The following is a 13,712-nucleotide window of genomic DNA, read 5'->3' on the forward strand; positions in this document are numbered from 1 at the left end:
TTCCGATTTTTATCTACATACGAATACTAGCTTTTCGGAAACCATCAAATATATTTATTGCAGCAGATAACATGTAGAAGAAAATTCCTCCCCCAATGAGCCACGTTTTAAACTCCTCTGAGGAAATAGTAAATGCATTTGCCAAATACGTAATAAACCCTGCGTTAAATACATGTGGATTTACTACAATTACAATGAATACTATCGTCCCAGCTATTTGAAGAATAGCATTCCCAATCGCCAATCTTTGCGTCCATTGTCCCTGCACTAATTTATAAAGGGATATACATATTTCAAAAACGATCATAATTACAACGATTGGCCAGTACTGCAATAAAACATCTTGATTAAAAGTTGGCGAGACAAACTTCAGTCCATTTGCCGTACCGTTATATACGCCAACAAGATAATTCGCATAAAAGTAAAGTGTAGCCCAAACTGCTGTCCACATTAAACCTCCAAAAACTTCAAACTTCGAGATTGCTTTTTTCTTTGGGATATACGAGATGTTTTTCAAATCATCTGGTGTCCATTTTTTTAAACTTGTCGTCAACGGCTCGATACCTTTGTCTTTATCTGTTCTTTCTAAAATAACAAACACAAGTGTCAACCAGAAAAATACATGGAGGCCCACTTCAAAAATCCCCCCAATGCCTTTACCTATCAATTGTAAAATAACATTTAATACCGCTTGATCACCACTATAGCCTATAAAATTTTCTGCAACCATTGATATGAGTGCAATGACAGCTGCGATTGGTATAATCATTTTTAACAACGTTGTATATACATCAAAATAACGTGGTCCAATTAAATGCATCGGTCTATCCAAATAACCATTAGCCAATGAAACCGGACTCCCCAATTTTTCGAGAACGCTCTTTACATCTTTCTCATTATAATCTTCAGGTAACATATCATCTATAGTTGACCTTAGTTCAAGTGTAATATCTTCACGATTTTTTTCAGGTAATCTCTTCGCAACCTCTTGGATATAGAGATCAATTAAATTCATTCTCTTCCTCCTCCTTTAATAAGTTATAAAGTTCTTTCGAATCCTTTATCCATTCTTTTTTCAACTGCAAAAATATTTCTAATCCATAATCACTTAAAACATAATACTTACGAGGTCTACTCTCCGTTTTATCCCAACTACTCGTCACTAATTCCTGCTTTTCTAATCGGCGAAGTAGTGGATATAAAGTACTTTGATCAATTGTAACCCCTGATTGCTCCAATAACTGGACAAGTGAATATCCGTACTGCGGCGTTCTTAATTGACTTAAAACAGCTAACGTTAATGTCCCTCTTCTTAACTCAGTAATTAACGAGTTTAATAAAGTATCCATTCACTCACCTCATTTCCATTACTATATGTCATACAGTGTGTGTTTTATACTATGTATCGTACAGTATTAGTGTGATAAAAACAATGCGTATTTACAAAAAATAGATAATAAAAAAGCACAAACTATATAATTTGTGCTTTTCTTGTTAATTTGAACGGCTATTACAACCTTAATTTTGTACCTCTTGTAATAGAAACTCTCCTTTTTCTTTAGTAAATGGGATAACGCCTACAATTGCCTCAATATTAATTACTCCATATACATGCGGATATTCTTGACCGTTAGAAGCAAGTTCATATTTTATTTCTGCTTTTATTAAGGATGGATCGATTGTCAGTAATAAAACATCTTCTTCATGATTAAAATATTTTTCAGCAACTTTTAAAGCTTGCTGTAAAAATGAACAATGAATAAATCCCTCTTCTTTAAGTGAAGCTTCATTAACTTCTCCATCTACCTTTGCGATTTCCCAATTTCTTTTTGTTATTACTTTTGTTATCATAGTTATCCTCTCTCCATGTCTTTATATAGAAAAACAAGAGGTTCTTCTTTTTGTTACTAGAAAATCCTCTTGTATGTAATATTTATTTTAATCCATTAATTAAAGGTGATATTTCTCCGCTATGGAAAATCCATAAATCATGGAGTGACCTTGTACATCCGACATAAAGTAACTTCGCATCATGTTTCGTATTTTTATAATGTTCTTCATCAACATCGATTAATAGAACAGCATCAAATTCTAGCCCTTTTGCCAAGTATACAGGTACTACTGAAATACCACCTTCATATTTACTTTGATCTGCTTCAATAACGTTTACAGCCAATCCTGCTTTTGTTAATTTCTCATATATATCGCGGCATTCATCGTCTGTTCTTCCTATTACCGCAATGGTTTTCACATCTTCGTTTTGTAGATGTTTTAACGTCTTCATAATCTCATTAAATTGATCTTCTGCATGGATTACCTTAACATCTTCACCACTGCGAAAAACTGGTGTTGCGAGCCCAACTGGAATCTCTGCATTTTTAATTATTTCATTTGCAAATTCAATAATTTCTTTTGTAGAACGATAACTTCTTGTCAATTCATAATAACCGGTTTCTTGGAATACTTCCTTAAAAGCATTCCAATCTTCAATTCCTTGGTAATCATAAATCGCTTGCGATAAATCACCTAATATAGTGAAAGAATTACCTAATGTAATTTCTTTTAATACATAAACTTGGAAAGGCGAAAAATCTTGCGCTTCATCAATAACAACGTGATGAAACTTCTGCCCGATTTCAATCCCTGTTATACGATGATGTATGTATATTAAAGCTGGTAAATCTTCTACATACACTTCTTTTTTACGACAACTCTTTTCTGTTTCTTTAACAAGTTCTTCAGGTAATACCTCGAGTATTTCTTTACTTTTTACTATTGAACTATACAGTGAAAGAGCACTCATTTTCGGCCAAAACTTCATATATGCGTTCAGTCTCTTAGTCGCTTCTTTTTTAAGTAATTTTTTCTCGTTTGTTTCCCCGAATTTTTTAAGTTCAATTTCAATCCAGCGCTTCATTCGTCCTACTAATCGTTCTCTTCTTTTCTGTAAAGGATAATGTTTATATTCAACTTGCATCCATTTTTTAATATCTTCTACTGGAATAATCGCTCTATCCCACGCCTCAAAATCTTTTGTCGGAACTAACTCATTTTCAAATTGGATCATTCTCTCTTCAATAAACGTCTTAAATTCCAACGTACCCTTTAATTTACCTAGCATTATCTTCTTTTCATCACGATTAATTGAAAATGCTTCTTTCAATTTTTCTTCTGTCTGCTTTAGTTTCACTGAATCATCTAACGTACGTAATGCCCAATCCAGAAACGTTGTTTGACTAATATTCCCTACACCTAATTCAGGAAGTACACTCGAAATGTAGTCTAAAAACAGACTATTCGGCGCAAATACGATCATTCTTTCTGCTTCTAGTTGTTCACGATATTCATAAATTAAAAAAGCAAGGCGATGTAAAGCAATTGTTGTCTTTCCGCTCCCTGCAACCCCTTGAATAAGTAATGGTAAATTTCTTTCCGCTCGAATAATATCATTTTGTTCCGATTGAATCGTTGAAACAATATCCTTTAGCTTATTATCTTTATTCTCACCTAATCGATATAGAAGAAAATCATCGGCATGCGATACATCTTCATTTCCTTTTACATATGTATCAACAACACGTTCAAGTTCTCTTTTTCGAATGGAAATGTTTCGTTTTAAATACACATCACCTTCTACTAAGCCATCTGGTGATTGATAAAATGCTAATTCTTCTCCACCGGTAAATGAATAAAACATACTTGCGACAGGCGCCCGCCAATCAATAATGATTGGCTTCATCGTGTCCATATCCGAAACCCCTACTTTTCCGATATAAATCGGCATAACTTCTTCTTTTCCATCTTCCTGAAAATCTAACCTTCCAAAGTACGGCTCTTGCACACCAATACGTAAGTTTTGTCTATTAGACTCCCTCATACTTTCAAGAATTTGCTCTTTAAAATCTTCTCCATAATAAACCGGGGTTTTTTCAAGCTTATCCAATTGCTCATCCATCGTATGTAAAGTATCCTTCATTTTTTGTAACTCATCTTCAAATATGTTGCTCATTTCGACGATTCCCTCCTGTCCGTTCTAATTTTTCAGTCGAAGTATCATTGTATTAAAAACCCAATCATAAAGTCAATAGTTTTCGTTTAAATTTTCCGAAAAAACTTACTTTTCATCTTTCTAATTTAAAAAGAATATGCAACATCAAAATCACACAAATACACATATAGTATAGTGATGCATACAAAAGATACTACTTTCTATTTGTCTCCTATTTAATTTATCTATTAACAAATATTGTAAAAATTAAAGACTTTAATCAATGGGCGTTTTACTGCCCACAAATAGTAGGATAAATAAAAGTAAAGGAGGCTCTTCGAATGAATATTTTTAATATTTCGAATCCATCTCAAGATTAAATATGCTTTTATCTGGCTGTATCCTTATGGTTTGTTGGTCAATTATGTATGTTGAAATATATAGACTTACAAAATCCGTCTGGCCATGTGTTATCATGCATGCGATCGAGGATGCTGTTTCTACTGTTTTAGTTACAATAACAGGGATTATTACTCTTACAAACAGTAGTGATTTTTGGTTAAATCCTACTAGCGGGGTCGCTGCTACTGTTTTATTTCTCGGAATTGGAATCGTACTAAGAACTATAAGAATAGAAAGAGAACGACAATTATTCACACAATAAAAAGCAGATAATGAATTCGTCATTATCTGCTTTCCAATTTTTAAAACTACCTTATTATATTTTTTGATACATAAGCCAGTCACCAGAGTCTATCACTTTCTTTAACATCTTTTTATTCTGAGCGATATACACATATGCCTCAATTTCCCTATCAGCAACATATACTGTTTGCGTGATTCGATCATATAAATCAGTCTCCGCATTACCTGTATATTCTTCTAGTTCATCTAACTTACACAATATCTCATCATTTACTACATAAACTTCTCCATACACCTGTTCTTCAATCGAATAAGTCATGGCCGGATATCCTTCATTCGTATCAAATAATTTTCCATATGTCCAAGCTCTGTCTGCGATGCATGTTGCACCTTGCATATAATGAGCATTCGTTTGTCCTCTTCTTAATGTGCCATAAACGAACACATGATACATAAATTCTTATCCCCTTTATATGTCTCTACTTTCTTATTTGTAAATAAGCACGAATCATAAAGTAACTCACTTCATTCGGAAGCTGTTCTTTAATAGATTTCAGCCCACCCTCTGCATTTTGAACGGCAGTTTCAATAAGAGATTCATACTCTGCTGGAACAAAGCTTTGCCAATCTACTTCCATTCCATCCTCATAGCAGCGAATTAAATGGTTTTCAATTGTTTGTCTTGATAAGTTACGTTCTTTTGCAATCTCATTCAAATCAATACCTTGTTTATACATTTCATATGTTTCTAAATGAGAATTTGCGGATGCTTTTCCTGACTTTTTACGCTCTGAAACTACTTCTGTCTTAATCGTTTCAGCATAATTTGGATTTTCCTCAATAAAATGCTGAACTGCTTGTAAGAAGTGCGAGCCATATTTCACAAGTTTGTGTTCTCCGATACCTTTTACCGTCAACAATTCAGAATCATTTTGCGGCATTTTCACACACATATCTTTTAATGTTTGGTCAGAGAAAATAACGAACGGAGGTACACCTTCTCCTTGTGCAATTTCTTTACGTACTTCACGAAGCACTTCAAATAAAGGATGGTCTTGAACAATTTGTCTTGTCTCTACTCGTTCTTTTCGTAAAACATTCTCTTTACCAAGTAATACTTCTTTCCCTTTTTCAGTTACTTTTAACGTCGGATAAGTGCCATGTTCAACTGCAATTAACTCGTCTGAAATTAAAAACTCAATAAACTCACTGACCTCTTTTACACTACGGTTCGATAAAAGCCCATACGTTGGTAAAGTATGAAAATTAAATTCAATAACTTTCTTATTCTTCGACCCAGTTAATACTTGCGCTATCATTTGCTTTCCAAAGCGTTGGTTCGTTCTAATCATGCATGATAAAACCATTTGTGATTCTCTTGTCACATCGATGCTCTCGCGATTGTCTGTACAATTACCACAGCGTCCACAATCTTCTTTCGGTTCTTCTCCAAAGTATTGCAAAATGAATGATTGTAAACATTGTTCTGTATGACAGTAATCGGTCATATTTTGCAATTTTTCAAGTTCATTTGAAAAACGTGATTCTCCAGTTGATTGATCAATTAAAAAACGCTGTACTTGTACATCTTGAGAAGAATATAACAATATACATGTACTATCTAATCCGTCACGACCAGCACGTCCTGCTTCTTGATAGTAACTTTCCATATTTTTTGGAAGCTGATAATGAATTACGTAACGAATATTCGATTTATCAATACCCATCCCGAATGCAGATGTTGCTACCATTACACTTACTTCATCTCGTAAAAAGAGTTCTTGTTGCTCATTTCGATCACTATCACTCATACCAGCATGATATTTTGATACAGAAACTCCTGCCTTCATTAAATCTTCATATAACTGATCGACTACTTTTCTAGTAGCTGCATATATAATCCCAGATTCCTTTTGATTTTGACGAATATAATCCGCCAAATATGCATTTCGATCTTGCCCTTTAATGACAGAAAACGATAAGTTCTCACGCTCAAACGTTGTCATAATTGTATTTTCTTGATTAATTTCAAGTGTGTTACAAATGTCATCACGTACTTGCGGTGTTGCTGTTGCTGTTAATGCTAATACGAGCGGTTTTTCTGGAAGATAATCTAATATGCGATGTATATGTAAATAACTTGGACGGAAATCATGTCCCCACTGTGAAATACAGTGTGCTTCATCAATCGCAATCATAGGGATTTTCATATCGATAAGTTGGTCAACAAACTCCATCGAATCAAGACGCTCAGGCGCGACATAAAGTAATTTGTAATGTCCTTGTTTCGCTAATTGAATTCGCTGATTTGCTTCGGCAATAGAAATAGAACTATTAATATATGTAGCTGAAATGCCATTCTGTACCAATGTATCTACTTGATCCTTCATAAGTGATATTAAAGGCGATATAACCAACGTCGTTCCTTCAAATACTAATGCCGGAATTTGATAACAAATCGACTTACCGCCACCCGTTGGCATAATACATACTGTATCTTTCCCATCTAGTACATTTTTAATTGTTTCATCTTGTCCTCTTCGAAACGAAGAATAACCAAAGTAGGACGCTAAAAGTTCTTGTGCTTTAGTAAACAAAAAAGAGTCACCTGCTTTTCTTTATCTTTCATCTACTTCTATTATATCAATCACTTATGCGACTTGAAAGGGATGAATAGATGCTTATTGTTTTTTCATTATTCTATGTTTCTCCACCTATTTAATATGAATTAGCATCCGTGTTTTATATGTTTTACAACATTTATAACGTAAATCCAGTAAACATGAAGAAAGAGTTTCAATTTAAATATTCATTTTATTTCCCTTTCTTGAATACTACTAATCGTATACGTATAAATTCAGGAGGTTTCTATATGAAACATCATAATATGAGTTCCATCACGGCAAAAAAGAAAACAACACAACTCCAATTCTCTAATAATGATGCGTGGAAATATGAATCATACTATAAGTACCAGCCATTATTCTCTTATAAAAAGCTTTTTAATTTTCTTTCTCAACTTTTTAGACGTTAATATATGCGCAAAAAATATATCATTTGCAGAATTTTTCTCAATATTAAATGTATAGACTTACTACAATTCAGTTGTTACCATATATAATAATCTGTTGGATAAACCCCTTAAGTTGACCTGCTTATATTAGCAGGTCTTTTTCATGATTACTTACTTCTACACCTCAATCTCACTTCCAAGTCTTTTTTCCATTTTATAACCATATTTAAATCCCAACAATTAATGATAATCATAAATTGTTGGGATTTAAATTGTTCACATATAATTATGCAATTCTTCTTTCTCAATACACAAAACACATTTTACTTGTTACTATGAAAGTACTCCAGATGAGTTTTTGCTCATCGACATTATCTAGTTAATGGGGCCTGCCGCGGGAAGCAGGTCTCTTTGACTTTATTAAGGTCCCAATTTCATTTGGACACATTTACCAGGTTTTTTCAAAAGAATTTTATGATAACATTACGTAGTCGAGTCCGACATCTCGGCAATACCCTTTTGAGGGTCTGTAACTTCCCTTGCAGACCCTCTTTTACTTTATATTCAATTTATTCATATATACCACAAGATCATTCACCTAATTTCTCCAATTCAAATTCCCTAAAAATAATCTAGGACACGTAACTAAACATAAATCTATATCATACTTTGAGTTATACATGTTCAAAGGAGTGTTACTATTTATGTATTCTTATTGGCAATCGTATTACTCCCCCTACCATAACCCTTATGTAAACTATGATTTATCCGTACGTAACTACCGAATTAGTAAAAACGAGAATTTTTTAAAAGGGTATATGCGTTCTTTATGGGAACAACACGTCGCTTGGACGAGATTGGCTATTATAAGTATTGTATTTAATTTACCCGATGTTAACGTTACTGTTGGACGACTTCTACAAAACGCAACACATATGGGACTATCACTTGAACCATTTTACGGTGAAGATGCAGTAAAAAAATATAGTGCATTAATTAAAGATCACTTAGTCATTGCAGCAGATCTTGTTAAAGCCGCAAAAGCTGGTGATCAAAATGCAGCTGCCGCTATAGAGAAAAAATGGTACGCTAATGGTGATGAAATCGTTGAGTTTCTTAATAACATCAACCCATATATAGGAAAAGAAGAATTCCGAAAAATGTTTTATGAACATTTAGCACTAACGAAAGCAGAAGCACTTACCTTCCTAAATAAAGATTATGAAGCAGGAGTACAACTTTACGATAAAATTGAAAAAGAAGCATTAGAAATGGCCGACATGATAACAAACGCAATCGTAAAACAATTCCCACAAGTATTTCAATAAAGTGAAATGTTAATCAGAGTAGGTATTACTACTAAGTAATACTTGATAAAATAAGTCGATTTCCCAACATAAATCGGCTTATTTAACTTTCTCTCCATGATATTTCACCTCTCCTCTTTACATTTAGCTTATATCGATATATTTTATTAATATCCGTTTTTTATAGGAGGAAATAGTTTGATTAACGCGATTGGGCTCGTTTTTATACTTACAAATAAACACGAGAAAAAAAAGAAAGTTTACCTAAATGAAAAATTTGCACTAATAGATATTATTGATTCTAAAGAAGTATTTGATGATGAAGGGAATCCTTTAGTAGAACTAACATGTAAATACAGTATATATTTAGATGAAAAATATTACTGTAAATCTCTCGATGATTATACTGGACAAGTCTTTCCTTTCTTAAGTGCAAAAATAGGAAAAGGTCTTCTAAGAAACTTAAACTACTACTTTTCTTACGTTGATGCCTATGATAAGAAGCCACCAGTTAAAGAAATAAGACCGCTGATGAAACAAGTAACTAACAGATAGCGAAAAATACAAAAAAGGAAAGCATCTAGCTCTGGATGTTTTCTTTTTTATTGAAAACTCATTAATTCTCATCCTCTTCTAAAAGTATGTATCCAAGCATATTTTAAATTAAAAACATTGGAGGATTAGACTGAATGAAATACTCAGAAACAATTATAAGTAAACGACTTCGAATGCTTAAAATGACGGGTATGTTTTTCATGCTAGTATTAATAGCATGGATTGGATATACAAAATTACTTTATGAAAACGGATTTCTTCAAGAAAAAAAGAATTCAGTAGAAGTAATGAATACTAGCATTACAGGAGAAATAGAGCAGCTTTTTCATATAAACTTGCAAGGTTATCGAAAAACAAGCCTTGATGCTGTTATAGAAGCCAGTAAAACCGATCCAAGTGAACTATCCTTAATTGAACTAGTCAACAAATCCTGCTCGCGAGATTGCATAGGTGAACCAGTAACATATGTAAACTCAAACAATGGATATATCTTTTATAAGGAATCTAATGGAACTAATGTAGCTATAACGGTTAAAAAGAAAGACAAATGGGTAATTGTAAAGAAATCTGTTCAAGATGGAATATAATCACCCAAAAAAAGAGTACGCATCGTACTCTTTTTTATTATTAATACCCTTCCTCTTCATGCCTACAATGGCATTTCGCTTTTGTTTTACAATGACATTTTTCACACTCACACTTCGGTTTCTCTTTGCAACAACACTCGTGAAAATCATTGCGCTTACATCTACATCTCCCAAACATTAAATCATCCCAAAATTTATTACAATCTTGAAAATGTCCACAATGACAAGTATTTCTCATAAATATGCTTCCTCCTTGATAGAATTCATCATATTCTATGTTTGAAAGTATACAAAGGCTTGTTTATTAGTCTATTTTCTCCATATTATAAGTAGAGTTAAAAGATTAAATAAAAATAAAAACCGTCACATGACGGCTCTTATTTTTGCAAACTACTCTTTTGTATAAAAATATTTAATTCCTTTCATATCTAACCAAGCAGTTGCTTTGTCCAGTTCGTTCCCTTGACGATAATCTGTTTCGAAATACACAAGCCCTTGGTTATCTCCACGAGATATTATTTTAGAAGTATATCCAAGCTTATCCATCATTTGAATCATGTCAGAAATTAAATTTACACCAAATTCATAAGTAACTACTTTGCTATATTTATTCACTATAATTCCAACCCCTTCTTGTTTTTTTATCGGCTCAACAATTTGATTTGTAAACCAAGCTAACGGCTTATTTCCAATCAGCTTATTTAAATCACACTTGCCGATACCAGCCACATTGCCTGTCTCTGTGTATTGCCAAATATCACATGGATACGCCGGTTTGTTACCACCATAACGAGGAATCCATACAAAATCACAATTGACATTTTCCATTCCAAATGGAGCATACATATGATGAGCAATATATAAACCGACTTTCTTAGCTCCTAATCTGCGTAATTCATCAATAAAAGCTTGTGCACCCGCTCTCATATCGTTCATTGTTCTTACTTCTACGTCAGCTACCCAAACTGTTGCATTTTTATCACCACGGTTCCAAAAGTCTCTTGCTTCTATCCGTGCATCCTCTACTGAAACGAAACGACAGAACGCATAATTACCAAACGGAATATGCCTTGCTTTCATTGCTTGTACATAATTTTTATATAAAGGATCTACATAGTTTGAACCATCTTGCACACGTGCAATTACGAAATCTAATTGTGGTGCTGCGATATCCCAGTTAATGTCGCCATTCCATTTCGAAATATCTACAATATAACCCATTATTTAACATCTCCTTTTTCATTATTATATTCAAAGCTTGTTTTTTTGTTATTATCAACTAATAAATAGTATGAGAGGTATTATATTATTGGGTAATAATTTAAAATTCGGCTTATGTATTGAGAAAACAAAATATTATTACGGGTTTAATAAGTAAAGATTTACAAAACTCTAAACTATATAAAGTGAAACGATAATTAGTAGGAGGCTACGAGCAGTGTAATTCCCACCTAATTTCTTAGCTTCATCCGAATTTTGAGGTAAGAATTTTACTTCCCGCAAATAGCTTGATAAATAAAACCACCTTTCTGACAGGTGGTTTTGTGTACTAATTTACATATAAATTGTCCATATTTTTATAGTTACTTAATATACTTGTTAACTAAAAATAAGACAATTTTTAGTTTTTAATCAAACCAATTTTCGTTTTATCTGACGTACTCATAGTACCATTTACGTGCATCTAACCAAGCTGTAAATTTATCGATATTCCCGGACGGATAGCCATTCGTTATAGCATAACCAATGCCATCTTTTTGAACGACAATTTGTCCATCAATACCCGCATCAACCATAGCTTGAGCCAAATCTTGTAAATTACTAAATGCTACACCACCAGTTTTTACTTTGAGCAAATCCGCTGCACCTCCTCCAGTTTGTCCTGTAAGAGCAAGTACAATAGAATTAGCGATTTTATCAACATTCCATTTTGCCATGTCGGATTCATTATCAATAAACCCTAATTCAATAAGAATAGCCGGTGCCTTCGTTCCATTTAATACCGCTAAATCTGTACGTTGTTTCGCACCTCGATCACGCCATCCAATATCTTTTGCTAGTTGAGCTGAGATTTTAGCCGCCAAATCTTTCTGATCATAATATAAAACCTCAACACCCTGTCCATTTCCATCACTTGCATTAAGATGAAAAGAAATAACTAAATCCACAGCATGGGAATTGCTATTCCGAATGATATTATTTAAATTTTGTGATTGAGTTGCCCCTACCTCGTCCGTATCGTCATAAACCGTGTGTCCTAGGGCTCTTAACTTAGCCGCCACGGCATCTTTAACTTGCCTATCTAGAACGTGTTCTTTCCGATTCCCGAAATTAGCACCTTGAACAATACTATTGTGTCCTCCGTGCAAACTATATCTAGCCATTATTCATCAACATCTCCTTTCTTAATATCTTATTCAAAACTTGTCTTATTGCTATTCCCACTTACAATCTTAACTGTGCCCATACGTCCTATATTTTCTAAAAGTGATGCAATTTGTTTTCGATATAAAAAAGCTATCGCTTCATAAATCGAATGATTTATTCTCTAAATTACTTTTACATGAATGACGACACGAACAAAAAAGCATCACCCTTTCGGCAATGCCTAAAAACTCTATTTTACTTTTCAGCTCCCTAAATAAATAGAGTTTAAAATCACTGAAACTACACCTATATTTCCTCCCTTTCCTTCACAGCTTCTTTCAACCTCTGCAACATATACCCAATTCCCTTACACCCCTCTAGCGGATATGTAATCATTTCTTCTGGATATAACTTTGTCACTACTTTTTTATGCTTCTTCCCTGCTAGTAAGACGATTTCGTCAAACTGTAGTAAACTTTTATCTACCATCTGTTTTTGTAATTGCTCTATACTTATTACCTCATCGCTTTTTGAATCAAATGCAAGATCATAGTTTTCTAATACAATATCATTTGGTCTTAAAAACCCATGTTTCGCTGATAATATAACCCATTTTTCAAAAAACATGGATGCGTACGCCTGACATGCTTTTCCGAACGGACTAATATATACATCTTTTGCTTCCATCGGTCCGTAGTTTGAATGCTTATCCCAAATTTTCTTTTTTCCACATGGAATTATACATAGCCTTTTCATATATATTTCTCCTCCCTTTACTTCTGTAAATAAAATTCGCTATTTTGTACATTTTCTCTCGAAATACTATATAATAATTCCGAAAGTTAAAATTACATATTTTACCATATACGTACTATGAATCACTCTCATTGCAAATATTATAATACCATAAAAATTTTTGCATTTTTTCTTCAAAACAATAAAAATAAATTGTTATATTACAATGTATAAATAAAATTAAGAAGGAGGTTCCTAAAAATGAAAAATATTATCCCTGCACTATTAGTCTATTTTATCGTTTGCGTTATTTCCGTTATCATCCCAGCATCTGAAGGCTATAATTATGTCAGCTGGAAGTTATTTGTTGGGCAAGTGTATGCGATACCTATTTTCTTCATTACTGCGATAATCACATTTTATATAAACAAGAAAAAATCTTACGAATAAACGATTATAAGGATAGCTAAAGCTATCCTTCAGAGTGTTGGGAAACCCTTTAGGGTTCCCCACAC

14 protein-coding genes and 1 pseudogene are annotated in these 13,712 nt (G+C 33.3%); 5 read left to right on the forward strand and 10 right to left on the reverse strand.

Annotation, left to right across the window (positions count from 1 at the left end; genetic code table 11):
* Positions 1-13: 13 nt before the first annotated feature.
* From MHI26_RS14200 to MHI26_RS14215, 4 genes are all read right to left on the reverse strand, one after another.
* Positions 14-1,015 carry an HAAS signaling domain-containing protein gene (locus MHI26_RS14200; RefSeq protein WP_001048879.1) on the reverse strand — a complete coding sequence of 334 codons (1,002 nt, stop codon included), beginning with the start codon at positions 1,013-1,015 and terminating at the stop codon, positions 14-16.
* Positions 1,002-1,349, reverse strand: a complete 348-nt coding sequence (locus MHI26_RS14205; RefSeq protein ID WP_000380301.1) for a PadR family transcriptional regulator — start codon at positions 1,347-1,349, stop codon at positions 1,002-1,004. The genes MHI26_RS14200 and MHI26_RS14205 overlap by 14 nt, the downstream gene beginning before the upstream one ends.
* A 169-nt stretch (positions 1,350-1,518) precedes the next feature.
* Positions 1,519-1,851 carry a DUF952 domain-containing protein gene (locus tag MHI26_RS14210; protein WP_000629076.1) on the reverse strand — a complete coding sequence of 111 codons (333 nt, stop codon included), beginning with the start codon at positions 1,849-1,851 and terminating at the stop codon, positions 1,519-1,521.
* 82 nt (positions 1,852-1,933) lie between these two features.
* Positions 1,934-4,009 (reverse strand): HelD family protein, encoded by a 2,076-nt coding sequence (locus tag MHI26_RS14215; RefSeq protein WP_061666083.1) that lies wholly within the window; start codon positions 4,007-4,009, stop codon positions 1,934-1,936.
* A 334-nt stretch (positions 4,010-4,343) separates the two neighbouring features.
* On the opposite strand from MHI26_RS14215, the pseudogene MHI26_RS14220 reads away from it, so the two are divergent.
* A pseudogene (locus MHI26_RS14220) lies at positions 4,344-4,652 on the forward strand (CPBP family intramembrane glutamate endopeptidase); the annotation flags it as partial.
* Between the two features lie 54 nt (positions 4,653-4,706).
* Here the strand turns inward: MHI26_RS14220 and MHI26_RS14225 are convergent.
* Positions 4,707-5,087: a gamma-glutamylcyclotransferase family protein gene (locus MHI26_RS14225; protein WP_000274915.1), complete on the reverse strand. Its 381-nt coding sequence runs from the start codon at positions 5,085-5,087 to the stop codon at positions 4,707-4,709.
* A gap of 25 nt (positions 5,088-5,112) precedes the next feature.
* Positions 5,113-7,230: a DNA helicase RecQ gene (gene recQ, locus MHI26_RS14230; protein ID WP_000494270.1), complete on the reverse strand. Its 2,118-nt coding sequence runs from the start codon at positions 7,228-7,230 to the stop codon at positions 5,113-5,115.
* Between the two features lie 1,120 nt (positions 7,231-8,350).
* Here recQ and MHI26_RS14235 point away from each other — a divergent pair.
* The 3 genes from MHI26_RS14235 to MHI26_RS14245 all read left to right on the forward strand — a co-directional run bounded on the left by MHI26_RS14235 (position 8,351) and on the right by MHI26_RS14245 (position 10,095).
* The gene (locus MHI26_RS14235; RefSeq protein ID WP_061666082.1) at positions 8,351-8,974 is read left to right on the forward strand and encodes a hypothetical protein; all 624 of its coding nucleotides are present in this window, start codon (positions 8,351-8,353) and stop codon (positions 8,972-8,974) included.
* A gap of 177 nt (positions 8,975-9,151) precedes the next feature.
* The gene (locus tag MHI26_RS14240; RefSeq protein ID WP_000606231.1) at positions 9,152-9,508 is read left to right on the forward strand and encodes a hypothetical protein; all 357 of its coding nucleotides are present in this window, start codon (positions 9,152-9,154) and stop codon (positions 9,506-9,508) included.
* Between the two features lie 134 nt (positions 9,509-9,642).
* Entirely contained in the window at positions 9,643-10,095 is a 453-nt protein-coding gene (locus MHI26_RS14245; protein ID WP_061666081.1) for a hypothetical protein, read from the forward strand.
* On the opposite strand, the gene MHI26_RS14250 is transcribed toward MHI26_RS14245, so the two are convergent.
* The 4 genes from MHI26_RS14250 to MHI26_RS14265 all read right to left on the reverse strand — a co-directional run bounded on the left by MHI26_RS14250 (position 10,096) and on the right by MHI26_RS14265 (position 13,218).
* Positions 10,096-10,269 carry a hypothetical protein gene (locus tag MHI26_RS14250; RefSeq protein WP_000503011.1) on the reverse strand — a complete coding sequence of 58 codons (174 nt, stop codon included), beginning with the start codon at positions 10,267-10,269 and terminating at the stop codon, positions 10,096-10,098.
* Positions 10,270-10,485: 216 nt separating this feature from the next.
* On the reverse strand, positions 10,486-11,316 hold the full coding sequence (locus MHI26_RS14255; protein WP_061666080.1) for a GH25 family lysozyme: 831 nt from the start codon (positions 11,314-11,316) through the stop codon (positions 10,486-10,488).
* A gap of 428 nt (positions 11,317-11,744) precedes the next feature.
* The gene (locus MHI26_RS14260; protein ID WP_061666079.1) at positions 11,745-12,479 is read right to left on the reverse strand and encodes an N-acetylmuramoyl-L-alanine amidase; all 735 of its coding nucleotides are present in this window, start codon (positions 12,477-12,479) and stop codon (positions 11,745-11,747) included.
* Between the two features lie 289 nt (positions 12,480-12,768).
* Positions 12,769-13,218 (reverse strand): DUF6884 domain-containing protein, encoded by a 450-nt coding sequence (locus MHI26_RS14265; protein WP_061666078.1) that lies wholly within the window; start codon positions 13,216-13,218, stop codon positions 12,769-12,771.
* A 240-nt stretch (positions 13,219-13,458) separates the two neighbouring features.
* Between MHI26_RS14265 and MHI26_RS14270 the strand changes: the two genes are divergently transcribed.
* The gene (locus MHI26_RS14270; RefSeq protein ID WP_000789488.1) at positions 13,459-13,647 is read left to right on the forward strand and encodes a DUF4017 family protein; all 189 of its coding nucleotides are present in this window, start codon (positions 13,459-13,461) and stop codon (positions 13,645-13,647) included.
* Positions 13,648-13,712: the final 65 nt, after the last annotated feature.

The organism is Bacillus sp. FSL K6-1218 (assembly GCF_038006445.1).
In the GTDB taxonomy this organism is placed as follows: domain Bacteria; phylum Bacillota; class Bacilli; order Bacillales; family Bacillaceae_G; genus Bacillus_A; species Bacillus_A thuringiensis_S.

What these genes read in the sequence shown, in the direction of transcription:
- MHI26_RS14200 (WP_001048879.1), bottom strand. Translation starts at nt 1,015, where the DNA reads ATGAATTTAATTGATCTCTATATCCAAGAGGTTGCGAAGAGATTACCT.
- MHI26_RS14205 (WP_000380301.1), bottom strand. Translation starts at nt 1,349, where the DNA reads ATGGATACTTTATTAAACTCGTTAATTACTGAGTTAAGAAGAGGGACA.
- MHI26_RS14210 (WP_000629076.1), bottom strand. Translation starts at nt 1,851, where the DNA reads ATGATAACAAAAGTAATAACAAAAAGAAATTGGGAAATCGCAAAGGTA.
- MHI26_RS14215 (WP_061666083.1), bottom strand. Translation starts at nt 4,009, where the DNA reads ATGAGCAACATATTTGAAGATGAGTTACAAAAAATGAAGGATACTTTA.
- MHI26_RS14225 (WP_000274915.1), bottom strand. Translation starts at nt 5,087, where the DNA reads ATGTATCATGTGTTCGTTTATGGCACATTAAGAAGAGGACAAACGAAT.
- MHI26_RS14235 (WP_061666082.1), top strand. Translation starts at nt 8,351, where the DNA reads ATGTATTCTTATTGGCAATCGTATTACTCCCCCTACCATAACCCTTAT.
- MHI26_RS14245 (WP_061666081.1), top strand. Translation starts at nt 9,643, where the DNA reads ATGAAATACTCAGAAACAATTATAAGTAAACGACTTCGAATGCTTAAA.
- MHI26_RS14255 (WP_061666080.1), bottom strand. Translation starts at nt 11,316, where the DNA reads ATGGGTTATATTGTAGATATTTCGAAATGGAATGGCGACATTAACTGG.
- MHI26_RS14260 (WP_061666079.1), bottom strand. Translation starts at nt 12,479, where the DNA reads ATGGCTAGATATAGTTTGCACGGAGGACACAATAGTATTGTTCAAGGT.
- MHI26_RS14265 (WP_061666078.1), bottom strand. Translation starts at nt 13,218, where the DNA reads ATGAAAAGGCTATGTATAATTCCATGTGGAAAAAAGAAAATTTGGGAT.
- MHI26_RS14270 (WP_000789488.1), top strand. Translation starts at nt 13,459, where the DNA reads ATGAAAAATATTATCCCTGCACTATTAGTCTATTTTATCGTTTGCGTT.